Below are 23,458 nucleotides of genomic sequence, written 5' to 3'. Positions count from 1 at the left end.
TGTAGACGTTCTGGGGCTATATTGCTCGTGTGTCCACCACCGACTCCACGGTCGTGGCCGTCACCGGCGAGGTCCCAGCGGCCTCGCTGGGCGCGGTCCTTCCGCACGAGCACCTGCTGAGCGACTTCGCCCCGCCCGACGACACCCCCGAGTCCTGGGCCCTTGCCGGCCGCGTCCGTCCCACGGCCGCGAGCCGGCTCCGCCTCTACCGCGTGCCGCTCACGATGGACCTGCTCGGCGAGGTCGGCATGGGCGCCGTCAACCGCGACGACCTGCTGCTCGGCGACGCGGACCTGGCCGCCGCCGAGGCCGCCGCGTTCCGGGAGGCCGGCGGCGGCACGCTGGTGGACCTCACCACCGACGCGCTCGGCCGCGACCCGGCAGGGCTGCGCCGGCTCGCCGAGGCGACCGGCCTGACCGTCGTCATGGGCTGCGGCTGGCACCACCCGGCGCGCGTCGAAGGTCTCGCCGGACGGGACGCCGGCAGCCTGGCCGCCGAGCTGGTCCGCGACCTCACCGAAGGCGTGCACGGCGTACGCGCCGGCATCATCGGCGAGCTGGGGGCGCTCGACCCCGGCGTGCCCGCCGAGCGTGCCGTACTCGCCGCGGCCGCCCGCGCGTCGGCGGCCACCGGCGCCGCCGTCTCGCTCGCCCGCCACGACGACCCCGGCGTCCAGCAGCGGGTCCTCGACCTGCTCGCCGAGGAGGGTGCGGACCTCACGCGGGTGGCCGTCGGCCACTGCGACGCGCTGTCCCCGCGGCCCGACGAGCTCGAACCGCTGCTCGAACGCGGCGTCTTCGTCCAGTTCGACCAGCTGGGCCGGCTGCCCACGGCGCTCAGCGTCGCCGACGACCAGGACGTCGCCGCGGCCGTCCTCGAACTCGCCCGCCGCGGCCACGCCGGACGCCTCCTGCTGTCGCACGACGTACGCGCCAAGTCGCAGCTCCTCGCCTACGGCGGCGGCGGGTACACGTTCGTCCTGCGGCAGTTCGTGCCGTATCTGAGGATGCTCGGGGCCGGCGACGAGCTGATCGAGACCCTCACCGTGCGCAACCCGAGCCGGCTGCTCACGCTCCGGACCGAGGAGGCGGGCTCGTGAGCCGCTACCCCTTCGCCATCCCGAACCTGGCCGGTCAGGCGCTCACCGTGGCCGGACCGGTGGACCCCGCGCGGCTCGGGCCGACGCTCATGCACGAGCACATCTTCGTGGACCTGCGCCGGCCCGCCCGGTCCCGCCGGCCGGGCGAGGACGCGCCCGCGGCGGCCGAGCCGCTCACGCTGGCCAACCTCGCGCGCACCCGCCACGGCGGGCCGAACGCCGACAACGACATGCTGGGCGACCTGGACGAGATGCTCGCCGAGACCCTCGCCTTCGCCCACAGCGGCGGGCGCACGATGGTCGAGGTCTCGCCCATCGGTCTCGGCCGCGACCCGGAGGCGCTGCTGCGGCTGTCGCGGGCCGGCGGGCTGCACATCGTCATGGGCGGGGGCTGGTACACCCCGACGTTCCATCCGGCCGACATGGACGGGCGCGACGTGGACGAGCTGGCCGACGTCATCGTGCGCGACGTCGTACTCGGGGCCGACGGCACCGGCGTCCGTACGGGGATCATCGGCGAGGTCGGCGCGGAGTCGGCGCCGCTGACCGGCAACGAGCTCAAGAGCGTTCGGGCCGCCGGACGGGCCAGCCGGATCACCGGCGCGCCGGTCACCTTCCACTTCGGCGGCGTCGGCGAGGAGAAGTTCCGGGTGCTCGACATCCTCCAGGAGGAGGGCGTCGCCCCCGCCAACGTCGTCATGGGGCACTGCATGGACGTCCTGTCCGGCCCCGCCTTCGCCGAGCGCCTGCTCGCCCGCGGCGTCTTCGTCGAGTTCGACTTCCTGGCCGCGCCCGGCAGCCCGTGGGGCCACCTCGTCCTGGGCAGCGACCACAAGATCCTGCGCGGCATCGCCGACCTGGTCGAACGCGGCCACGCGGGCCAGATCGTGCTCGGCCACGACGTGTGCCAGAAGATCCAGCTCAAGAGGTACGGCGGCAAGGGCTACGACTACATCCCCCGCCACTTCCTGCCCGCCCTGCGCCGCCTCGGCGTCAGCCCCGAGGCCATCCACACGATCATGGTCGAGAACCCGGCACGGGCGCTCGCCTTCGCAGAACCGCAGTGATCAGGAGAACCATGCCCCCCACCCCCGTGCCCTTCGACCCGGCGCTGACCGCCGTCCTGGCCGGCTTGCCCGCCGCGGACGGCCCCGCGCCGACCCTGGACACCATCCCACTCATGCGCGCCGCCGGCGCGGCCATGCCCATGCCGCCGGTCGCCGAGGTGATCGGCGACCGGGAGATCGACGCCGAGGAGCGGCTCGTGCCCGGCCCGGCCGGCGCGCCCGACCTGGAGATCACCGTCCTGCGCCCGCGCCGCGCGACGACTCCGGTCCCCGGGCTGTACAACATCCACGGCGGCGGCATGATCACCGGCCACCGGGCCATGGACACCCCGCGCCTGGTCGCGCTCGTCGAGGAGCTGGGCGTCGTCGCCGTCAACGTCGAGTACCGCCTGGCCCCCGAGCACCCCCACCCGGCGCCGGTCGAGGACTGCTACGCCGGTCTGACCTGGATGTCCGGGCACGCCGCCGAGCTGGGCGTGGACCCCCGGCGCATCGTGGTCATGGGCGGCAGCGCCGGAGGCGGGCTGGCCGCCGGGGTCGCCCTGCTGGCCCGCGACCGCGGCGGGCCGCACCTGGCCGGGCAGCTCCTGCTCTGCCCGATGCTGGACGACCTGAACACGACGGTGTCCAGCCACCAGTACGACGGCCTCGGCACCTGGCCGCGTGCACTCAACCTGCTCGGCTGGCGGGCGCTGCTCGGCGAGCGGGCCGGCGACCCGTACGCCGACGTGCCGGCGTACGCGGCCCCGGCGCGGGCGGCCGACCTGTCGGGGTTGCCGCCCGCGTTCGTCGAGGCGGGCAGCGCCGAGCTGTTCCGCGACGAGGACGTGGCGTACGCCACCCGGATCTGGGCCGCCGGCGGGCAGGCCGAGCTGCACATCTGGGGCGGCGCCTTCCACGGGTTCGACATCTTCGCCCCGGACCACGAGGTCACCGCGGCCGCCCTCGCCTCCCGCCTCTCCTGGTTCCGCCGCACCCTCACCCTCTGACCCCCGGGGTCCGGTCCCGCCGCCTGCCTTCGCCTCCGGGACGCCCCCACCTCAGATGCCCAGGGTGCGTTGGAACCAGGAGTGTCTGGCCTCCAGGGCGGCGCGGGAGACGCGGGCGCCGGGCGTGCTCGCGAAGCCGTGGTGGCCGCCCGCCCACACGTGCAGCTCGGCCTGCCCGCCGGTGGCCCAGACGCGGCCGGCGAACTCGACCGCCTCGTCGCGGAACACCTCGGCCGCCCCGACCTCGATGAAGACCGGCGGCAGTCCCGACAGGTCGGCCGCCCGCGCCGGGACCTCGTGCGGCAACACGTCCGGGCCGCCGCGCCGGTCGCCGAGCAGGGCGGTCCAGGCGGTGTCGTTGTTGTTGCGGTCCCAGGCGCCGATGCCGTCGTACTGGTGGCTGGACACGGTCGAGTTCCGGTCGTCGATCATGGGCGCGCCGATGTAGAGGCCGGCGGCGGCCGGGCCGTTCCGGTCGCGCGCGAGGATGCCGACGGACGCCGTGAGCCCGCCCCCGGCGCTGAACCCGGATACGACCAGACGGCCCGGATCGAACCCCAGCTCGCCGGCGTGCCCGGCGGTCCAGAGGTAGCCCGCGTAGCAGTCCTCGGCCGCCGCCGGGGCCGGGTGCTCGGGAGCCAGGCGGTACTCGACCGTCACGCCCACCATGCCGTGGTCCAGAGCCGCCTGGATCAGGCTCTCGATGCCGAAGAACCGGGTGCCGAGGATCATCCCGCCGCCGTGGATCTCGTACACGGCCGCCCCGGGCGGCGCGGGCCCGCCCTTGGGACGTACGACGGTGAGGGTGACGTCGGGGGCGCCCTCGGGGCCGGGCACGTCCACGTCCCACCACTCGACGGGCCGGCCGCCGACGATCTCCTCCATGGGCGGGATCAGCCCGGCGAAGATCTCGCGATTGCGCAGGATGGTGTCCGCGCGCAGCGGGACGCTCTCGACCGCCGCCAGGAACGCCGCGAGACCTTCCGCCAGCTCAGGGTCGTAGGGAACGGGGACGTAGCTCATCGTGCCGCCTCTCGGAGGTGTACGGGCGGTTTAAAGTCTACGAGTGTAGAAGCTATCTGTCCTGATATACACGGGTACGCGATCAGTCTGACCGTGCCCCCCAAGGAGATGACCATGGTGAGAAGACTCCTCGAAGCGACCCCGTTACGTGCCGGGCTCGTCGCGGCCGTCGCCCTGACCGGCGCGCTGCTGACCTCCGCCCCGGCCGGCGCTGCCACGTCGGGCCTGGAGACCGCCTCCGTCACACAGTCGGCCGCCGCCTCCCGCCCGTCCAACGGCCGGATCATCTACGACCGCATCAGCGGCGGCAACGGCGTACTCAAGATCAAGAACGGCACGTCCAAGGACGGCGTCGTCACCATCGTCAGAGGCCGGGCCAAGGCGGTCAGCATCTACGTGCGGGCGAGATCCACGGCCCGCATCAAGGACGTCAGGGACGGCACGTACCGGATCTTCTTCACGACCGGCTACCGGTTCAGCACGTCGAAGGGCCGCTTCACCAGGGCCGCGACGTACCAGAAGTTCAACAACCGGCTGCGGTTCCGTACGACCTCGACCCAGTACACCATCTGGACCCTGACCCTCAACCCGATCAGGGGCGGCAACGCGCGCACCAGCCCCGTGAACCCGAAGGACTTCCCCTGATCCACGGCCGGGCGGCGCCGACCGGAGGGGCCGGCCCTCTGGTCAGCGCTTGCCGAACCCGCTGCCGCCGCCGATCCAGCCCATCGCGCGGTCGGCCATGATGTACAGGCGGGGCGGCACGTGCGGGAGCACCGCGGAGTGCCGCTGGCCGAGCAGCGCGATCATCTGGATCGGCGGGTAGCCGATGTAGCGCGGCAGGTTCTCGTACCACTGGGCGCTGTAGCGGGCCGACTTCTGGTGCGGGCGGATCGCCGAACGGCGTTCGCGGTCGTAGCGGGCCAGGGCGGCCTCCAGCTCCGGTTCCGCCTGTAGCGCGTTGACCAGGAAGGCGGCGTCCCCGAAGGCCAGGGCGGTGCCCGCGCCGATGGAGTAGTGGGTGGTGTGCGCGGCGTCCCCGAGCAGCACGAGGTCGTCGCGGTACCACGTGCGGTTGGTCAGGGTGCGGAAGTTCAGCCAGTTGGCGCTGCCGTCGGAGTTGGCCCGGCCGATCAGCGGATGGCCGTCGAGGATGTCGGCGAACAGCTTCTCCAGCAGCGCCAGCCCGTCGGCCTGGGAGGCCTGGTCGAGGCCGAGCCCCTTCCAGGTCTCGGGGGAGCACTCGACGACGCACGTGCTGTGGTCGTCGCTGTAGACGTAGCAGTAACACCAGATCCAGCCGTGCGCGGTCTCGACGAAGGCGAAGGTGAAGGAGTCGAAGAACTTGGTGGTGCCGAGCCAGATGTAGTGGTTGCGGCCGACCGCGACCTCGGAGCCGAAGTGGTCGGCGTGGCGCTCGCGCAGCACGCTGTTGATGCCGTCGCCCGCGACGACGAGGTCGGCGTCCAGCTCGTCCCGGCTGGTGATCTCGCGGCCGTACTCGACCTGCACGCCGAGGGGGCGGGCGCGGTCGGCGAGGATGTCGAGCAGGCGGTGACGGCAGATGCCGAAGCCCTCGTCCGACTCCGACAGCGTCACCGTCGCGCGGTCCTGGACGTGGGTGACCCAGCTGTCCCAGCGGATCGAGTTCTCCCTGATGACGTCCGCCGACTCGGCGTCGGCGGCGCGCAGGTTGTTGAGCAGGTCGTCCCAGTAGGTCACACCCCAGCCGTACGTCGACCCGGCCGGGTTGCGCTCGTGGACGGTGATCTCGTAGGACGGGTCGACGCGCTTCATCAGGATCGAGAAGTACAGGCTGGCGGGACCACCGCCGACGCAGGCGACCTTCACACTAGCTCCCCTAGCGACAGAAAGTAATCAATTCATCACAGAGGGTATCAGGTGGTCGATGTGAGAGAAGGAGGCGCGCCGCCCGCCGGCCGGGGCAGGTCGTGGGCCGGGCCAGGCCGCGCCAGCCGAAGGTGAGGCTGCCGGCCAGGAGCACGACGCCGGACAGCACCCCGCTGACGATCGGCACCCACGCCACCGCCGGCGTGGCCGCCAGCACGAGCCCCCCGGCGCCGAGCAGCGTGAGCGCCACGCCGGGCACCGCGATGCTCCAGTCCTTCCAGATCGGCGCCAGCGCGACGAAGTGCACGCCCACCACGAACGCGACCCACCCGACGTTCCCCTCCTCGGGACGTCCGAGGGCGGCCAGCACCCGCAGCCCGCCGAACAGCAGGACCGCCTCGGCCACGACCACGGCCAGGTAACCGGCCCCGAACATGCCCCGCCGGGCGGCCGGGGCGGCCCGGCCCGGACGTTCCCGCCGGGCGGTACGGAACCACATCGCGAGCACGGCCGCCGCCGCCAGGCAGGCGGCCGCCCGCAGGACGTTCGCGGTCACGGGGTCGAGGGGGCCGCGCGCGTTGACGACGACGAACACCGCGCCGAACACCGCGCCGACCAGCAATCCAGTCATTCGCTGCATGAGGTCCATCGAAGTGCTCCGGGCGACCCGCGCACACGGGGGCTGGGACGAGGCCGGGGTAGCCCTGGCCCTACCTCGCCGAGCCGCGCAGGTACGCCAGCACCGCCAGCACCCGCCGGTTGTCGTCCTCGGTGGCGGGCAGGTCGAGCTTGGCGAACACGGAGGCCACGTGCTTGCCGACGGCCGCCTCCGTGATCGACAGCGTGCGGGCCACCGCGCTGTTGGACCGGCCCTCGGCGATCAGCGCCAGCACCTCCCGCTCCCGCGGCGACAGCCGGTACGCCGGCTCGGTGACCTCCCTGGCCCGGGCCCACGCGTGCTCGAACAGGTCGATGAGGGTGGCGATCAGCCCCTGCTGCCTGATCATCAGCGCCCCGGGCGTGTAGGCGAGCGGGGTGATCCGGACGAACGCCACGGAGCGGTCGAAGATGAGGAGCTGCTGGATCGGCTCGTCGATGACCCGGTGCAGGTCGCCGGCGGCGTGCAGCTCCCTGATCCGGGCCGCCTTGCGAGGGTCGTCCAGCAGGCTCGAATGGACGATGGTGCGCATCGCCAGGCCGTCGCGCAGGGCGTCCAGGACGGTACGCCGGCTGCGCTGCTCGTCGCGGCCCTGCTCGCGTGAGCCCACCGGGTGCATGGCGCGCAGCTCGTCCGCCGCGCCTGAGGCCCGCAGGATCTGCCGCTGGATGAGCTCGGGGTCCTCCAGCCGCTCGACGTCCACCGGGATGCCGCGCAGCTCGCCGACCACCTCTTCCAACCGGCGGGCGAGCTGGTCCAGGGACTGGCTCTCGTTCACATGCCTCCTCCGCGGGCGGATTCCTATTTTGTCCGGCGGGCGGAGGGATGCCCAAATCGCGAAGGGATGCTCAAATCGCAGAAGGATGCCCAAATCGCGAAGGGCGCCGCCCGATCGGGCGGCGCCCCGGCCGCGCGACCGCCGGGCAGGGGCGGTCGCGCGGGTCCGGCGGGGTGAGTCGCGTGGGATGAGTCGCGTGGGGTGCGAGCGGGTGAGTCGCGTGGGGGCGAGGGGGTCAGTCGCGTGGGTCCCAGCCGTCCGTGTCGACGTCCAGGTCCAGCTCGTCGGCGATGTCGCCCCAGCCGGCGAACTTGAAGTTGGTGTTCTCCCGGTCCGCCGTGGCGGGCGTGTTAACGCCGTCGTGGGCGATGAACATGCCCTCGTCGAACTCGCCCAGCGGCACGTTGAGCACGGTCGAGCCGTCGCTCACCTCCGAGCCGTCGATGCCGTTCGCCTCGCCGATCCGGAACTGCCCGAGGTAGGCGTTGGAGCCTTCCCTGCGGTAGACGGCGAAGGTGTTGTCACCCTGGCTGGAGGCCAGCAGGTAACCCTTGCCGTCCTCGCGGTAGTAGATGGTCAGGCCCTCGGCGTCCGCGGTGAGGTGCGTGCCGCCGTAGCCGGGGTCGGCGCCGGGGGTGCACTCCTCGGTCGTGGGGTCGTAGGTGCCCGGGACGCCGAACTCGCGGACCTTGTCCACCAGGACGGGCGTGCCGGTGAGGTCGGCCCGCATCCGCCAGATGCCGACGTCCTCCTGGGCAGCGTAGAGCACGTCCCGCTGCTGGTCGACGACCATGCCCTCGACCTGCGCCTGCTCGTCCGGCTCCAGGCAGGGGGACCAGGTCTGGCCGTTCGGCAGGCTGAAGGAGCCGGGCAGGGTGAGCGTCCTGACGAGCTGGTAGCCGATCTTGCCGCCCGGCTTGGCCAGCAGCTTGACCAGGCCGACCGAGGTCTTGTGCCGACGGCTGACCAGCGCGTACGTGCCGGTCGAGTCCTTCCAGGCGGCCAGGCCGTAGGCCGTCTCGGCGTCGTTGACCTGCTGCTGGGTGGCGTTGAACACGAACGGCGCGGCCGGGTCGGTCACGTCCGTGAGGTGGCCGTGCGAGATGGCGTAAATGCGTAGCGTGTCCCGGCCACGGTCGGAGACGATCGCCAGGTCCCTGCCGCCGAAGCCGTAGGCGACGTCAACGTTGTTGAAGCGGCCGGCCTCATCGTCCGGTCCGGGGGCGGCGGGCGCCGGCAGGTGCTGGAGCTGGTGCCCGTCGAGGTCGTAGACGTACAGGCCGCCCTTCTTGGCGGTGGCGATCACGACGCTGTCGTCGGAGTCGGACGGGTCCACCCAGATCGCGGGGTCGTCGCCGTTGGCGTCGCCGCCGGCCTCGTCGTCGTAGAGGGAGGGGGTTTCGACTTCGGGGTACACGGTCGACACGCCGGAAGCCGTCGCGGGTACGGCGATCCCGCCTAACACGGTCAACATCAGGGCTGCCAGGGAGAGCCTGGGCAGGGGACGCATTGCGCCTCCTCGTTCGGGGTGGTGATGTTGCCAAAAACGTAACGACAGGCTAACAAGAAATCAATAGGTCATCGTTATGTCAGGACATTAAGTCTTAGGCTGATGTCAGGGCATGCCGAAGCGCCCGGCCGGGGGTCTTCCCGGCCGGGCGGGCCTCGGTCGTTCTCAGCTCCGGTTGACCCGCCAGAAGTCGGACATGGCCTGGCGGTTCCGCAGGTCGCCGAGCAGGCCCTTGGGGTCGGTGTGGAAGAGCTGACCCTGCCAGTCGGACAGGCCGGGCGGAGTGACCAGCGGCTTGACCGTGCTGTTGCCCGAGATGCCGCCCTCGCCGATCTCGTGCTTGACGCCTTCCTCGGACATGATGAAGTGCACGAACAGCTTGGCCGCGTTGGGGTGCCTGCTCTTGGCGGCGATCGCCGCGTACTTGGGGTAGCTGAAGCCGACGAAGGGGGTCATGCCCTCGCAGGCGGCCTGGTGGTAGCCCTTGTCCTCGTTGTTGCGGAACTTCGAGATCGACATGAAGCCGATCTTCTTGTCCGTGGCGGCCGGCGCGCCCACGGCGGCGGAGATGTCTTCGTCCGAGCCGGTCAGTACCGGCTTGTTGAGCGACAGCCGCTTGATCCACTCCAGGGCGGCGCTCTTCTCCTCGGTCTTCAGCGGCTTGCCGTACTTGGCCTGGAAGGCCTGCTCCAGTTTCTGGTTGCCGTACGCGTCGAGCTGGGTGAAGAACGACAGCACGGTCGGCTTGCCGAGCGGGTCCTGCATGACCAGCTTGCCGGACCACTCGGGATCGGTCAGGTCCCAGACGTTCTTCACCGGGCAGCCGCCGGGGGAGAGCCTGGTGTTGTAGCCGAAGACCGTCGCCTTGGAGAGCGCGAGCAGCGGGTTCTGGTTCTCGGCGGGGATCTGGTCCTTCAGGTCCCCGGGGATCCAGGTCTGCGTCACGCCCTGCGGCGCGAGCTGGCCGACCAGGACGCCGCCGTCCTCGTACATGGCCGCGTCGATGGTGACGTTGTCCGCGGCGTGCTCCCTGGTCATCTTCTCGGCCGTCTGCGGGGTGTCCGACTTCACCCCTTCCATGGCGATGCCGTACTTGGCGGTGAACGCCTTGGCCACTTCCTCGATGTCGCCGCTGGAGTCGTAGACCAGGACGCTGCCTTCCTTCTTCGCGGCGGCGACCAGCGCCACCAGGTCGGCGTCGGCGTCGAGCGACGGGCCGGGCAGCGCCTTGGCCGTCGCCGCCGCCGACGGTCCTCCCCCGGCCGTGGAGGGCGCGCACGCCACGGCGGCGGTCGCCAGCAACGCCATGGAGATGATCTTCCCGGTACGCCTCATGGTGGCGTCACTCCTCTTGCCTCTCGGGTTCGCGGGCGCCGCGCCAGCCCCGACCGGCGCCATTGTGTGCTCACGATGAACGTCACGTGAATAATTTGTCAAGACATTCTTACGTAGAGGCCGAGCCATGGCCTCGCGTCCCAGCTACGACAGTTCATCCTTATGTCAGGACAAAGTCTTGACTGTTCATCTCTTGTTCATCTAGAACTGAAGGCCCCTGGATGAGGAGCGATCATGCGTGTGGGTCTGCTGGGCCTTGGGCGTATAGGCATGTTCCATGCCACAACCCTGGCCACCTTGGTTGACGAGCTTGTCGTGTCCGACGTGGACGGGACAAGAGCGGAGGAGGTGGCGCGGCGGCTCGGCGCCCGGACCGGAGATCCCTTCGACGCGGACGCGGTGGTGATCGCGACGCCGACCTCCGCCCACGCCGAGGGGCTGCTGCGGGCCTGCGAGGTGGGCGTCCCGGCGTTCTGCGAGAAGCCCGCCGCGCCGACCGTGGCGCAGACCCTGCGGGTGGCCGAGGCCGTCGAGCGGGCCGGGATCAGCGTGCACATCGGCTTCCAGCGCCGCTTCGACGCCGGCTACCGGGCGGCCCGCGAGGCGCTGCTGGCGGGCGAACTCGGCGAACTGCACCGCGTCCACATGCTGACCGGCGACCCCGCGCCGCCGCCCGCCGAGTACGTGGCCCAGTCCGGCGGCATCTTCCGCGACTGCCACATCCACGACTTCGACATCCTGCGCTGGGTCACCGGCCACGAGGCGGACACTGTGCACGCCGTCGGCGCCAACCGCGGGGAGCCGTACTTCGCCGCCGCCGAGGACGTCGACACCAGCGCCGCCCTGATCGTCATGGACGACGGCACCCTGGTCACCCTGCAAGGCTCCCGCTACAACGGCGCCGGCTACGACGTGCGGATGGAGCTGGCCGGCACCCTCGGCACCCGCGCCGTCGGGCTCGGCGACCGCACCCCGCTGTGCTCTGCCGAGGGCTTGAGCCCGGACGGCCCGCCGTGGCCGGACTTCCAGAGCAGGTTCGAGGCCGCCTATGTCGCCGAGATGAGCGCGTTCCTGTCGATGGCCAGGGGGGAGAGCGAGAGCCCCTGCACCGTCCGCGACGCCCTGGCCGCGCTCTACCTGGCCGAGGCCGCCGACCTGGCGCGCCGCGAGGGCCGTCCGGTGCGGGTCCTGGAGGTGGCCAAGTGAGGATCGCCGCCGCACCCATCTCCTGGGGCGTGTGCGAGGTGCCCGGATGGGGACACCAGCTCACCGCCGACCGGGTGCTCGCCGAGATGGCCGGGCTGGGCCTGACCGCCACCGAGCTGGGCCCCGAGGGTTTCCTGCCCGCCGACCGCGACCTGCTCGGCCGGTACGGGCTGCGGGCCGTGGGCGGCTTCGTCCCAGCCGTCCTGCACGACCCCGGCCACGACCCGCTGCCGGGCCTGCGCGCCACCTGGGAGTCCTTCGACCCGGACGTGGTCGTCGTGCTGGCCGCGGCCACCGGCGCCGACGGCTACGACACCCGCCCCGAGCTGGACGACACCGGCCGGCGCACCCTGCTCGGCAACCTCGACCGCGCCTTCCGCGAGGCGGCGGACGCAGGCCGCGCGCTCTGCCTGCACCCCCACGTCGGCACCATGGTCGAGACCGGCGAGGAGGTGGACCGGGTGCTCGCCGGCAGCGCCGTCCCGCTCTGCCTGGACACCGGCCACCTGCTCATCGGCGGCGGCGACCCGCTCGACCTGGTCAACCGCGCCCCCGGCCGCGTCGCCCACGTGCACCTCAAGGACGTCGACGCCGAGCTCGCCGGGCGCGTCCGGGCCGGCGAGCTGACCTACACCGACGCCGTCCGCGCCGGGATCTACCGCCGCCTCGGCCTCGGCGACGTCGACGTCAAGGGCATCGTCGAACGCCTCACCGCCGCCGGGTACGACGGCTGGTACGTCATGGAGCAGGACGTCGTCCTCGACGCCGAGCCCCCGGCGGGCGCCGGCCCGGCCGACGACGTACGGGCGGGCGTGGCGTTCCTGCGGGGCCTGGCGTGAGCGCCCTGGACGTGCTGACGATGGGCCGGGTGGGCGTGGACGTCTATCCGCTCCAGAGCGGCGTGTCCCTGCGGCACGTGGAGACGTTCGGCAAGTACCTGGGCGGCAGCCCCACCAACGTGGCCGTGGCCGCCGCCCGCCTCGGCCACTCCAGCGGCGTGATCACGCGGACCGGCGACGACCCGTTCGGCGCGTTCGTCCGCGACGCGCTGCGCTCGTACGGGGTGGACGACAGCCTGGTCGGCGTCGCGCCCGGTCGGCCGACCCCGGTCACGTTCTGCGAGATCAGGCCGCCCGACGACTTCCCGCTCTACTTCTACCGCCAGGACGCGCCCGACCTGGAGATCGCGCCCGGCGACCTCGACCCGGCGGCCGTCACCGGGGCGCGGCTGTTCTGGGCCACCGTGACGGGGCTGTCGGCCGAGCCCTCCCATGCCGCCCACCTGGCCGCCTGGCGGGCCCGCGGGCGCGCCAGGCACACCGTGCTCGACCTGGACTACCGGCCCATGTTCTGGGCCGACGCGGCGTCCGCCCGCGAACGCGTGCGAGAGGCGCTCGCGCACGTCACCGTCGCGGCCGGCAACCTCGACGAGGTCGAGGTTGCCACCGGCACCCGCGACCCGCGCGCGGCCGGCGAGACCCTGCTGGCCGCCGGCGTCGAGCTGGCCGTCGTCAAGCAGGGGGCCGACGGCGTGCTCGGCATGACCGCCACGGAGACCGTACGGGTGCCGCCCATCCCCGTCGAGGTCGTCAACGGGCTCGGGGCCGGCGACGCCTTCGGCGGCGCCCTGTGCCACGGCCTGCTCGAAGGCTGGCCGCTGGAGCGCACCCTGCGCTTCGCCAACGCGGCGGGCGCGATCGTCGCCGGGCGCCTGGCATGCGCGCCCGCGATGCCCACGGCGGACGAGGTCGAGGCCGTCCTGTCCGCCACCCTCTCGGAAGGAGCCGTCACGCATGCGTGAGCAGGACTACCGCCGGCTGCTCGACCAGCGGGCCTGGCAGCCGGAGCGCGTCGCCGAGGCGGCCGCCGCCCGCCGGCGCAGGCCGCTCAGGAACGGCAGGGAGCAGTTGCTCATCATCGCGGCCGACCATCCGGCCCGCGGCGCGCTCGGCGTGGCAGGCCACCCGATGGCCATGCGCAGCCGCGCCGACCTGCTCGACCGGCTCATGACCGCCCTGGCCAGGCCCGGTGTGGACGGCCTGCTGGCCACCCCCGACATCGTCGAGGACCTGCTGCTGCTCGGCGCGCTCGACGACAAGATCGTCATCGGCTCGATGAACCGCGGCGGCCTGCACGGCTCGGTGTTCGAGTTCGACGACCGCTTCACCGCCTACGACGTCCCCTCCATCGCGGCGATGGGCCTCGACGGCGGCAAGATGTTGTGCCGGATCGCGCTGGAGGACAGCGCCACCGTCGCCACCCTGGCGAGCTGCGGTCAGGCCGTCACCGACCTGGCCGGACACGGCCTGATGGCGATGGTCGAGCCGTTCTGGTCCAGGCGCCAGGAGGGCGTGGTGCGCCACGACCTGTCGCCCGAGGCGGTGATCCACGCCATCAGCGTCGGCCAGGGGCTCGGCGCGACCTCCGCCCGCACCTGGCTGAAGATCCCGGTCGTCCCCGACATGGAACGCGTGGTGGAGTCCACGACCCTGCCCGTGTTGCTGCTGGGCGGCGACTCCGGCCCGGACTCCGAGGAGATGTTCGAGTCCTGGAGCAAGGCGCTGCGGCTGCCCGGCGTACGCGGCCTGGTGGTCGGCCGGGCGCTGCTCTACCCGCCCGGCGGGGACGTGGGAGCCGCCGTGGACACCGCGCTCGGCCTGCTGGAGGGCGGCGTGCCCGATCTCGTGCAAGGAGGTGCCTCATGAGGCTGACCGTGGCCCAGGCGCTGGTACGTTTCCTGGCCTGCCAGTGGTCGGAGCGCGACGGCGCCGAGCAGCGGCTGATCGCCGGCGTGCTCGGCATCTTCGGCCACGGCAACGTGGCGGGGATCGGCCAGGCGCTGGCAGAACAGGGCGCGGGCACCCGAGACCCGCTGCCGTACTACCTGGCCCGCAACGAGCAGGCCATGGTCCACACCGCCGCCGGCTACGCCCGCACCCGCTCGCGGCTGTCCACCTTCGCCTGCACGACCTCCATCGGCCCCGGCGCCACCAACCTGGCCACCGGGGCGGCGCTGGCAACCGTCAACCGGCTGCCCGTGCTGCTGCTGCCCGGCGACGTCTTCGCCACCCGCGCCGCCGGGCCGGTGCTCCAGGAGCTGGAGGATCCCCGCTCCTACGACGTGTCGGTCAACGACTCGCTGCGCCCGCTGTCGCGCTTCTTCGACCGGATCAACCGGCCCGAGCAGCTCCCGTCCGCGCTGCTGGCGGCGATGCGGGTGCTGACCGACCCCGCCGAGACGGGCGCGGTCACGCTGGCGCTGCCGCAGGACGTGCAGGCCGAGGCGTACGACTGGCCCGAGGAGCTGTTCGCCCGCCGGGTGTGGCACGTGCCCCGCCCGGTGCCCGAGCCGGCCGCGCTGGCCAGGGCCAAGGAACTGCTGCGCGGCTCCCGCCGCCCGCTGATCGTGGCCGGCGGCGGGGTCAAGTACAGCCAGGCGTGGGCGGAGCTGACCCGCTTCGCCGAGAACCACGGCGTGCCGGTGGGCGAGACGCAGGCGGGCAAGGGCGCGCTGCCGTACGACCATCCCTGCGCGGTCGGCGCGATCGGCCACACCGGCACTGACGCGGCCGACACCCTGGCCCGCGAGGCCGACCTGGTCATCGGCGTCGGCACCCGCTACACCGACTTCACCACCGCCTCCAGGACCCTGTTCGGGCAGGCCGCGTTTCTCAACGTCAACATCGCCGCCTTCGACGCGGCCAAGAACGCGGGCGGCATGCTCGTCGCCGACGCCCGCGCGGCCCTGCGCGCCCTCGACGAGCTGGACTGGCGGGCCGACCCCGACTGGACCCACCGCGACGCCGCCCTGGCCACCGCCTGGCAGTCCGAGATCGGCCACACCTACGCGGGCGCCGAGCTCACCCAGCCCGTCATGCTCGGCATACTCAACGAGCTCGCCGATGGCGGCGTCGTGGTCAACGCCGCCGGATCGATGCCGGGAGACCTGCACCGGCTCTGGCGTCCCGGCGATCCCGAGCAGTACCACGTCGAGTACGGCTACTCGTGCATGGGCTACGAGATCGCCGGGGGGCTCGGGGTGAAGCTGGCCGCGCCGGAACGCGAGGTGTTCGTGCTGGTCGGCGACGGGTCGTACTTGATGATGGCGCAGGAGATCGCGACCGCCGTGCAGGAGCGGATCAAGCTGGTGATCGTCCTGGTGGACAACCGGGGCTTCGCCTCCATCGGCGACCTCAGCGAGTCGGTGGGCGCGCGGCGGCTCGGCACCGCGTACCGGAGCCGCGGCCCCGGCGGCGACCTCGACGGCGAGCCCCTTCCGGTGGACCTCGCCGCCAACGCCGCGAGCCTGGGCGCCGACGTGCTGCGCGCGGGCAGCCCGGACGCGCTGCGGGCCGCCCTCGTCAAGGCCAAGGAGTCGCCCAGGACCACCGTTGTCCATGTCGAGCCCGTCCCCGGCGGCGGGCCCGGCGCGCAGGCCTGGTGGGACGTGCCGGTCGCGGAGGTGTCCGGGCTGCCCGAGGTCCGGGCCGCCCGCGAGCGCTACGACGAGGCCAAGCGCGAACAGCGGCCCTACCTCTGATGGGCTGGACGCTGGCCTTCGCCGCGGTGGCGGCCCTGTTCGTGCTGATCAGCGGGGCCAACGACGGCGCCACGCTGATCGGGCTCGGCCTGCGCTTCCCGCGCACGCCCGGCTGGCTGGCCGCCGCGCTGCTTGTGACGGTCCTGTTCGCCGGGCCGTACGTGCTGGGCGTCGCGGTCGCGCGCACCTTCACCGAAGGGCTCGCGGGACTCGGCTCCCGCGGCGGCGCGGCCGTGTTCCTGGCCGGCGTGGTGATCGCCGTCGTGGTCGTGGCGGCGCTGACCGGCAGAGGGCTGCCCACCAGCCTGACGCTGGCCGTGATCGGCGGCATCGCCGGTGCCGGGCTCGGTGCGGGACTGCCGGTGGCCTGGGCCGGGCTGGGCACGGTCCTCGCGATCGGGGCCTGCGCCCCGCTGGTCGGGCTGGCGCTCGGCTACCTGCTGGGGACGGCGTCCCGCCGGGTGCCGTCCTCCCGCCGGATGCCGGGGCTCGTGCTGGCCGCCCACCTGGTGGCCTACGCGGCCCAGTGCCTGGCCTACGCCGTCAACGACGGCCAGAAGATGATCGCCGTCGTGAGCGTCGCCCTGGACGTGGGCCGCGACGGGCGGGAGCGGGTCGGGCCGGTCCATGTCGCGCCGGGCTGGATGGCCGTGCTGGTGGCGCTGTTCCTCGCCGGGGCGCTGACCACGCTGCCCCGGGTGGGCGGCCGGGTCGGCCGCGGGCTGGTCATCACCCGGCCGCTGCACGTGCTCTCGGCCGAGACTGCGGCCACCGGCGCCGTCCTCGGCAGCTCGGCCCTGGGCAGCCCGGTGAGCATGACCCAGTCCGTGACGGCCGGCGTCGTCGGCGTGGTGGCAAGCGAAGGAAGCAGGAGGGTGCGATGGCAGGGAGTGCTGAACATGGGTACGGCGTGGCTGGTCACGCTGCCGTCGTCCATGGCTCTGGGCGTCCTGGCCGGGCTCGGGCTGAGGCTGCTGTGAGCGGCGGGAGGCCCAGCCGGCTCGCCCGCGCCTGGGACGAGCTGCGCGGCCGGTCCGGACGGCGGGTGATCGACCTGGTCCGCAGCCAGGTCGCCGTGGCCAGGGAGGGGGCCGTGCTGGCCCGCTCGGCCGCCTCGGGCACCACCGGGCAGGCCGCCGCCCGCGCCCGCATGGCCGACGTCGAGCACGAGGGCGAGGCCGCGCGCGCCGAGCTCGTCCGGGCTCTGAGACGGATCCTGGCCACCCCCATCGACCGGGAGGACCTGTTCCGGCTCTCCCGCTCGATCGACGACGTGCTCGACCAGTTACGGGACTTCGTGCGCGAGGCCGACCTGTTCGGCCCCGCCGATCTCTCCTTCGCCGCCGAGCCGCTGCGCGCCGTCATCGACGGCCTGGACGCACTGGACCGGGCCCTGCTGAAGATCACCGGCGATCCCGGCTCGGTGACCGTGGCCGTGCTCGCCACCCGCAAGTCCCGCAGCCGGGTCCGCCAGCTCCACCAGGCCAGACTCACCGAGCTGTTCGCCGGCCCGCTGGACATGGACACCCTGCGCGAACGTGAGCTGCTGTCCCGCCTCGACGCCGTGGGCCGGCGGCTCGGCGAGGCGGCCGACGCCCTCGCCGACGCCATGCTCAAGCGAAGCCACTGAAACCCCCCGAAGGAAGACCCATGGCTGTCCTGACCAAGACGGAACCGCCGCCACGCCCGCCGAGAAGGCGCCGCCTCCGCTACCGCTTCCAGGTCGTGCGGCACGACCCGACCGCCGCGCTCGGCCTGATCCTCGTCGTCCTGCTCGCCTACCTCGTCGTCGCCCCCCTGATCGCCGTCCTGTCGGACGCCTTCCGCCTCCAGTACGGCGACGAGCTGCACGCCGGCCAGCAGCCGGGCGAGTGGACCGGCTACTACCTGTGGCGGGTCTTCCGCTCCCAGATCAGCGGCCTGCTGTTCTGGGGCCCGCTGGTCAACACGCTCGTGGTCGCGGTCGGCACCACCCTGTTCGCGCTGCTGCTCGGCGGCGGCATGGCCTGGCTGGTGACCCGGACGAACGTGCCGGGGCGCAAGTGGCTGGCCGGGGCGCTGGTGGTGCCGTACATGCTGCCGTCGTGGACGTTCTCGCTGGCCTGGCTGACGCTGTTCAAGAACGAGCGGGCCGGCGGGCAGGTGGGCTTCCTGGAGTCGGCCGGCGTGCGCACCCCCGACTGGCTCGCCTACGGTCCGCTGCCGATCATCGTCACGCTGGGGCTGCACTACTACCCGTTCGTGCTGCTGCTGGTCGGCAACGCGCTGCGCCGGATCGACGTGCAGCTTGAGGACTCGGCCCGGGTGCTCGGGGCGCCGCGGCGCGTCGTCGTGCGGCGGATCGTGGTGCCGCTGATGCTGCCCGCGCTCTCCTCGGCCGTGCTGCTCGTGGTCGGGCGAGTGCTCGGCACGTTCGGCACTCCTTACGTGCTCGGCCTGCCCGCCGACTACCAGGTGCTGTCCACCGGCCTGTTCCAGTCGATCAGGGACCGCAGCACCGGCGTGGCCTCCGTGCTCGCCACCGTCATCGTGATCATCGGAGTGCTGATCGTCTTTACCGACATGCGGCTGATGCGCGAGCAGCGCAGGTTCGTCACCGTGGGCGGCAAGGGCGCGATGGACCGGCTGGGCGACCTGCGCGGCTGGCGCTGGCCCGCGTTCGCGCTGGGCCTGGCGGTCTTCGCGGTGAGCGTGCTGATCCCGGTGCTCACGCTGCTGCTGTCCACGCTCACCCGCACCCCGCTGGACCTGTCCACCCTGACGCTCGACTACTGGATCGCCGACCGGCTCCCGGGCGCGGTCGGGTTCCCGCACGGCATCCTGCGCGGCTCGGAGCTGTGGGAGGCCGCGTGGAACTCTCTGCGCATCGTCGGCCTGGCCTCGCTGGTCTGCGCCGTCGCCGGCCTGCTGATCGGGTACGTCGTGGTCCGCGGCACCGCCCCGCGCATCGCCGGGTTCCTGCGCCAGGTGTCGTTCCTGCCCTACCTCATCCCCGGCATCGCCTTCGCCGCCGCTTCGCTGTCGCTGTTCGCCGTCGCCCGCGGGCCGGTCCCGGCGCTGTACGGGACGACGTTCCTGTTGATCCTGGTGATGGCGGTCACGCACCTGCCGTACAGCTCGCGCTCGGGCATCGCGGCGATGATGCAGCTCGGCCGGGAGCCGGAGGAGGCCGCGCAGATCGCCGGGGCCTCCTGGTGGCAGCGGATGCGGCGGATCATCTTCCCGATCCAGAAGGGCGCCCTGGTCACCGGGATCGTGCTGCCGTTCATCTCGGGGCTGAAGGAGCTCAGCATCGTCGTGATGCTGACCACCACCGGCACCCAGCTTCTCACGACGCTCTCCATCGGCCTGGTCGACTACGGATACACGCAGCTCGCCAACGGCGTCGTCCTCATGATCGCTTTGCTCTCCTTCACCATGACTTCCCTGACCCAGCGGCTGACCAAGAGCAGCCTGGCGTCCGGCCTAGGAGGATAGATGCCGAACATCACCTTGAGCGCAGTCTCCAAGAGCTACGGCGGCGGCGACCACGCGGTGAAGAACCTCGACCTCGTGGTCCCCGACGGTGCCTTCATGTGCCTGCTCGGCCCCTCCGGCTGCGGCAAGACCACCACGTTGCGTATGATCGCCGGGCTCGAACAGCCCACCGCGGGCAGCATCTCCGTCGGCGACCGCGTCCTGGACTCCGTCGAGCAGGGGATCTACGTCCCGCCCGAGAAGCGCGCCATGGGACTGGTCTTCCAGAACTACGCGCTCTGGCCGCACCTGTCGGTGCGCGACAACGTGGAGTTCGGGCTGCGCATGCGCAAGGTCCCGGGCCCCGAGCGGCGCTCGCGGGCCGAGGCGGCGCTGCGGATGGTGCACGTCGACGCCGCCATGGACCGCTACCCCTCCCAGCTCTCCGGTGGCCAGCAGCAGCGTGTCGCCCTGGCCAGGATGCTCGCGGTCAACCCGTCCGTGCTGCTGCTGGACGAGCCGCTGTCCAACCTCGACGCCCGCCTGCGCCTGGAGATGCGGGCCGAGCTCAAGCGCATCCACGAGGAGTCCGGCGCGACGATCGTCTTCGTCACCCACGACCAGCTCGAAGCCCTCACCATGGCCACCGACGTCGCGGTCATGAACGAGGGCGAGCTGCAGCAGCTCGCGGCCCCGATGGAGATGTACGAGCGGCCCGCCAACCGGTTCGTCGCCGAGTTCGTCGGCAGCCCGCCGATGGCGATCGTGGATACCGGGCCCGCGCCCGGCGGGCTGGCCGCGTCCCTGCTGCGGTTCGTGGAGGCGCGCGGCTCGGGGGTCACCCCGTCCGCCGTCGGCATCCGGCCCGAGGCGCTGCGGCTCGGCGCGCCGCCCGCCGCGGCCTGGAGCGAGGAGGCGCTGGTGGAGGCCGTGCTGCCGGCGGGCTCATCCTGGACGGTACGGTTGCGCGTGCTGGACACCGAGCTGTTCGCCCTGTCGTACACGCCGGTGCGGGCCGCGCCCGGCGACGTGCTGGCCTGCTGGACCGAGCAGCTCCACCTGTTCGGCGCGGACGGCGCCCGCATCTCCTCCTGGGACCGGGCGGAGGTGAGCGCGTGATCCGCCCCAAGGCGCTGCTGCTCGACTTCGGCGGCGTGATCGTCGAGACCGCCAAGCGGCCGTCCTGGGCGGCCGAGCTGGCCGCCGAGGTGCGTACGATGCTGGCCAGGACCGGGTTCGACGGCCTGACGGCTGAGGACATCGAGAGCGACATCCGGGCCGGCGCGCGGGCCGACAAGTTCTGGAAGGACTCAACCTCCCGGCAGTTCGCGCCGGAGGAGATGACGCACCGCCGCTTCTGGGCCGAGTTCGTCGCCACGGACTGGCCGGAGCGGGCCCGCACGCTGGTCACCGTCGAGGCGACGCCCCTGTGCAGGCGCATGGGCGAGCTGCGCAGCGACAGGAAGCTGCGCACCGGCATGGAGGAGCTGCTGAACGCCTGCCTGCGCCACGGCGTCGTGCCCGCCGTCGTCAGCAACGCCCTGTGCGGGACCGTGCACCGCGACTACCTCGCCGGCAGCGGCCTGGACCACCTCGTGGCCGCGCAGGTCTACAGCGATGAGGTCGGCGTGCGCAAACCGAACCCCGAGATGATCTGGCTCGCCTGCCGCGCCCTGGGCGTGGACCCCGCCGACACCTGGTATGTCGGCGACAACTACGACCGGGACGTCATCTGCGGCGCCCGGGCCGGGGCCGGGGCGACCGTCCTGATGGTCTCTTCGAGCACCGACAAGATCCCGTACCGGGTGCGGCAGCGCCCTCAGGCCACGGTCGAGGACCCGCGCGCCCTGCTGACCCTCCTGGAGGAGACATGGACGTGAACACCTCTCGCGAGCTGGCCGCCGTCGCGGCCGAGGCGGCCAGGGCGGTCGGCGACCGGCTGCGCGGCGCCTTCCGCTCCCGTCCCGAGATCCAGACCAAGCGCGACTTCCACGACCCGGTGACCGAGCACGACAAGGCGGCCGAGGACGGCATCCGCGAGGTACTCGACCGGCTCTGCCCCGACAGCGTCGTGGTGGGCGAGGAGGGCGGCACCAGGGGACAGGGCGCCATCAGCTGGTACGTCGACCCCATCGACGGCACCGCCAACTTCGCCGTCGGCCTGCCGTTCTTCTGCACCTCGATCGCCGCCGCCGTGGACGGCGAGGTGGTGGCCGGAGTGATCTACGACCCGGTGCGCGACGACGAGTACACCGCCTGGCTCGGCGGAGCCGTCTGCAACGGCGAGCCGCTGCGCAGCGCGGGCGCCCGATCCGACCGCGAGGCGGTGCTGCTGTCCAGCTACCCCACGCCGCGCGACCTGGCCGAGGACGAGGAGGGCGCGCTGCGCCGCTTCTCCAGAATGACCCAGTCGTTCGCGACCATCCGCCGGCCCGGGAGCGCCGCGCTCAAGCTGGCCCACGTCGCCGCCGGATGGTCCGACGTCGCCTACGGCACCCGCGTCAACGCCTGGGACGTCGCGGCCGGCTCCCTGCTGGTCACGCAGGCCGGCGGCCGCTACATCCCGCTGTCCGGCAGCGTCTTCGAGCCGGGCGGCTACCTCGCCTGCGTCGGCGGGTTCGACCTGGCCTCCTCGGTGCTGGCCGAGGTGGCGGGGGCGAGGAGCGCCTCGTGATCCGCTGGATCGTGACCGACCTGGACGGCACGCTCGTCGGGCGCGACCTGGCGATGGTCCCCGCCGCCCGGGACGCGCTGCGCCGCTTCCGCGCCGCGGGCGGCGAGGTCGTCATCGCCACCGGCCGCATGGAACGCTCGGCCCGTCCCTACTACGACGAACTGGGCCTGGACGGCCCGGCCATCCTCTACAACGGCGCCCGTACCGTGAACCTGGCGACCGGCGAGGTGCTGCGCTCCCGCCACCTGCCGGCGACCGCGTGGAAGACGCTGCTCGGCCTGTTCGGCGAGCTGCCCGTGGGCGTCTACCCGGTCGCGTTCTCCGGCGGGGAGGCGCTGGCCGTGGACGACGTGCCCGAACTGCGGGACTACGCCCGGCGGGACGGCATCACGCTGCGCGACCCCGGCGACTGGGCGGCGCTGCCCCCCGACGGGATCACCAAGTGCATGCTCATCGGCGACCGTCTGCCGGATGTGGACATCGTGGGCACGGTCACCGTCCGGTCCGAGCCGACGTACCTGGAGGTGCTGCCGGAGGGGGCGACCAAGGGCGGCGCCCTGCGCGAGCTGGCCGCGGCGCGGGGGGTGCCGCTGGAACAGGTCATCGCCATCGGCGACAACCCGAACGACATCGACATGATCCAGGCGGCCGGCGTCGGCATCGCGGTCGGCGACGGTCACCCGGACGTCCTGGCCGCCGCGGACGCGGTGGCACGTCCCTGCGCCGACGGCGCGCTGGTGGACGCGGTGGCACTGGCACTGGGAGAGGGAGAACAGTGAAGTCGGTCAAGCATTGGATCAACGGCGCCCTGACGGACGGGGGTGGCCGGACCGCGGAGATCTTCAACCCGGCCACCGGCGAGGTCGGCGGGCACGTCGCGCTGGCGTCGGCGGCCGAGGTGGACGCGGCGGTGGCGGCCGCGGCGGCGGCGTTCCCGGGCTGGCGCGACGCCTCGCTGGTCAAGCGGGCGCAGGTGTTGTTCCGTTTCCGTGAGCTGATGGACGCCCATCGGGACGAGCTGGCCGCGTTGATCTCGGCCGAGCACGGCAAGGTACACGCCGACGCGCTGGGGGAGGTGGCGCGCGGGCTGGAGGTGGTGGAGTTCGCGTGCGGGATCCCGCATCTGCTCAAGGGCGGGTTCTCTGAGGGGGTCTCCTCGCGGGTGGACTCGTACTCGATGCGGCAGCCGCTCGGGGTGGTGGCGGGGATCACGCCGTTCAACTTCCCGGCGATGGTGCCGATGTGGATGTTCCCGGTGGCGATCGCGTGCG

At 72.6% G+C, this 23,458-nt stretch carries 23 protein-coding genes; 17 read left to right on the top strand and 6 right to left on the bottom strand.

From position 1 onward, the window contains the following. Positions 1–29 precede the first annotated feature (29 nt). The 3 genes from DMB42_RS09520 to DMB42_RS09510 are packed head-to-tail and all read left to right on the top strand — an operon-like array spanning position 30 to position 3,156. On the top strand, positions 30–1,100 hold the full coding sequence (locus DMB42_RS09520) for a phosphotriesterase (protein WP_260477588.1): 1,071 nt from the start codon (positions 30–32) through the stop codon (positions 1,098–1,100). Next, positions 1,097–2,167, top strand: a complete 1,071-nt coding sequence (locus DMB42_RS09515) for a phosphotriesterase (protein ID WP_125632814.1) — start codon at positions 1,097–1,099, stop codon at positions 2,165–2,167. Before DMB42_RS09520 ends, DMB42_RS09515 begins: the two co-directional genes overlap by 4 nt. An 11-nt stretch (positions 2,168–2,178) precedes the next feature. Then, a complete protein-coding gene (locus DMB42_RS09510) occupies positions 2,179–3,156 on the top strand; it encodes an alpha/beta hydrolase (protein ID WP_125632812.1) in 978 nt (325 codons plus the stop codon). Between the two features lie 51 nt (positions 3,157–3,207). Here the strand turns inward: DMB42_RS09510 and DMB42_RS09505 are convergent, their stop codons facing one another. Beyond that, complete coding sequence (locus DMB42_RS09505) at positions 3,208–4,179, bottom strand: alpha/beta hydrolase (RefSeq protein WP_125632810.1); 972 nt, start codon at positions 4,177–4,179, stop codon at positions 3,208–3,210. A gap of 114 nt (positions 4,180–4,293) precedes the next feature. On the opposite strand from DMB42_RS09505, the gene DMB42_RS09500 reads away from it, so the two are divergent. Beyond that, positions 4,294–4,824, top strand: a complete 531-nt coding sequence (locus DMB42_RS09500) for a hypothetical protein (RefSeq protein ID WP_125632808.1) — start codon at positions 4,294–4,296, stop codon at positions 4,822–4,824. A gap of 42 nt (positions 4,825–4,866) precedes the next feature. On the opposite strand, the gene DMB42_RS09495 is transcribed toward DMB42_RS09500, so the two are convergent. The 5 genes from DMB42_RS09495 to DMB42_RS09475 form a co-directional block, all read right to left on the bottom strand. Then, the gene (locus DMB42_RS09495) at positions 4,867–6,030 is read right to left on the bottom strand and encodes an FAD-dependent monooxygenase (RefSeq protein WP_125632806.1); all 1,164 of its coding nucleotides are present in this window, start codon (positions 6,028–6,030) and stop codon (positions 4,867–4,869) included. Between the two features lie 10 nt (positions 6,031–6,040). After that, positions 6,041–6,670: a hypothetical protein gene (locus DMB42_RS09490; protein ID WP_185844560.1), complete on the bottom strand. Its 630-nt coding sequence runs from the start codon at positions 6,668–6,670 to the stop codon at positions 6,041–6,043. A 70-nt stretch (positions 6,671–6,740) separates the two neighbouring features. Further along, positions 6,741–7,466, bottom strand: coding sequence for a helix-turn-helix transcriptional regulator (locus tag DMB42_RS09485; protein WP_260477587.1), 726 nt, complete (start codon positions 7,464–7,466; stop codon positions 6,741–6,743). Positions 7,467–7,701: 235 nt separating this feature from the next. Beyond that, positions 7,702–8,976, bottom strand: coding sequence for a phytase (locus tag DMB42_RS09480; protein ID WP_125632804.1), 1,275 nt, complete (start codon positions 8,974–8,976; stop codon positions 7,702–7,704). A gap of 165 nt (positions 8,977–9,141) precedes the next feature. After that, the gene (locus DMB42_RS09475) at positions 9,142–10,311 is read right to left on the bottom strand and encodes an ABC transporter substrate-binding protein (protein ID WP_125632802.1); all 1,170 of its coding nucleotides are present in this window, start codon (positions 10,309–10,311) and stop codon (positions 9,142–9,144) included. Positions 10,312–10,545: 234 nt separating this feature from the next. On the opposite strand from DMB42_RS09475, the gene DMB42_RS09470 reads away from it, so the two are divergent. The 13 genes from DMB42_RS09470 to DMB42_RS09410 all read left to right on the top strand — a co-directional run. Next, the gene (locus DMB42_RS09470) at positions 10,546–11,517 is read left to right on the top strand and encodes a Gfo/Idh/MocA family oxidoreductase (protein WP_125632800.1); all 972 of its coding nucleotides are present in this window, start codon (positions 10,546–10,548) and stop codon (positions 11,515–11,517) included. Beyond that, positions 11,514–12,356, top strand: a complete 843-nt coding sequence (locus tag DMB42_RS09465) for a TIM barrel protein (protein WP_221762069.1) — start codon at positions 11,514–11,516, stop codon at positions 12,354–12,356. Before DMB42_RS09470 ends, DMB42_RS09465 begins: the two co-directional genes overlap by 4 nt. A gap of 20 nt (positions 12,357–12,376) precedes the next feature. Further along, the gene (gene iolC, locus DMB42_RS09460; protein WP_125633800.1) at positions 12,377–13,318 is read left to right on the top strand and encodes a 5-dehydro-2-deoxygluconokinase; all 942 of its coding nucleotides are present in this window, start codon (positions 12,377–12,379) and stop codon (positions 13,316–13,318) included. Next, positions 13,311–14,222 (top strand): class I fructose-bisphosphate aldolase, encoded by a 912-nt coding sequence (locus tag DMB42_RS09455; RefSeq protein ID WP_125632798.1) that lies wholly within the window; start codon positions 13,311–13,313, stop codon positions 14,220–14,222. Before iolC ends, DMB42_RS09455 begins: the two co-directional genes overlap by 8 nt. Then, on the top strand, positions 14,219–16,057 hold the full coding sequence (gene iolD / locus DMB42_RS09450; RefSeq protein ID WP_125632796.1) for a 3D-(3,5/4)-trihydroxycyclohexane-1,2-dione acylhydrolase (decyclizing): 1,839 nt from the start codon (positions 14,219–14,221) through the stop codon (positions 16,055–16,057). The genes DMB42_RS09455 and iolD overlap by 4 nt, the downstream gene beginning before the upstream one ends. After that, a complete protein-coding gene (locus tag DMB42_RS09445) occupies positions 16,057–17,037 on the top strand; it encodes an inorganic phosphate transporter (protein ID WP_125632794.1) in 981 nt (326 codons plus the stop codon). The genes iolD and DMB42_RS09445 overlap by 1 nt, the downstream gene beginning before the upstream one ends. Next, a complete protein-coding gene (locus DMB42_RS09440; protein ID WP_221762068.1) occupies positions 17,034–17,687 on the top strand; it encodes a DUF47 domain-containing protein in 654 nt (217 codons plus the stop codon). Before DMB42_RS09445 ends, DMB42_RS09440 begins: the two co-directional genes overlap by 4 nt. A 20-nt stretch (positions 17,688–17,707) precedes the next feature. After that, a complete protein-coding gene (locus DMB42_RS09435) occupies positions 17,708–19,534 on the top strand; it encodes an iron ABC transporter permease (RefSeq protein ID WP_125632790.1) in 1,827 nt (608 codons plus the stop codon). Continuing rightward, positions 19,535–20,632: an ABC transporter ATP-binding protein gene (locus tag DMB42_RS09430; protein WP_125632788.1), complete on the top strand. Its 1,098-nt coding sequence runs from the start codon at positions 19,535–19,537 to the stop codon at positions 20,630–20,632. It abuts the gene before it with no gap. Further along, a complete protein-coding gene (locus DMB42_RS09425; RefSeq protein WP_125632786.1) occupies positions 20,629–21,393 on the top strand; it encodes an HAD family hydrolase in 765 nt (254 codons plus the stop codon). The genes DMB42_RS09430 and DMB42_RS09425 overlap by 4 nt, the downstream gene beginning before the upstream one ends. Further along, on the top strand, positions 21,384–22,187 hold the full coding sequence (locus DMB42_RS09420) for an inositol monophosphatase (protein WP_125632784.1): 804 nt from the start codon (positions 21,384–21,386) through the stop codon (positions 22,185–22,187). Before DMB42_RS09425 ends, DMB42_RS09420 begins: the two co-directional genes overlap by 10 nt. Then, positions 22,184–22,966, top strand: coding sequence for a Cof-type HAD-IIB family hydrolase (locus DMB42_RS09415; RefSeq protein ID WP_221762067.1), 783 nt, complete (start codon positions 22,184–22,186; stop codon positions 22,964–22,966). The genes DMB42_RS09420 and DMB42_RS09415 overlap by 4 nt, the downstream gene beginning before the upstream one ends. Continuing rightward, a partial coding sequence (locus tag DMB42_RS09410; protein WP_125632782.1) for an aldehyde dehydrogenase family protein occupies positions 22,963–23,458 on the top strand: 496 nt, incomplete at its 3' end. The genes DMB42_RS09415 and DMB42_RS09410, both read left to right, overlap by 4 nt.

The sequence above is a fragment of the Nonomuraea sp. WAC 01424 genome, from assembly GCF_003947315.1.
Lineage (GTDB): Bacteria > Actinomycetota > Actinomycetes > Streptosporangiales > Streptosporangiaceae > Nonomuraea > Nonomuraea spiralis.
The sequence above is the reverse complement of the archived record's forward strand: the minus strand, read 5'-3'. Positions and strand labels throughout refer to the sequence as shown.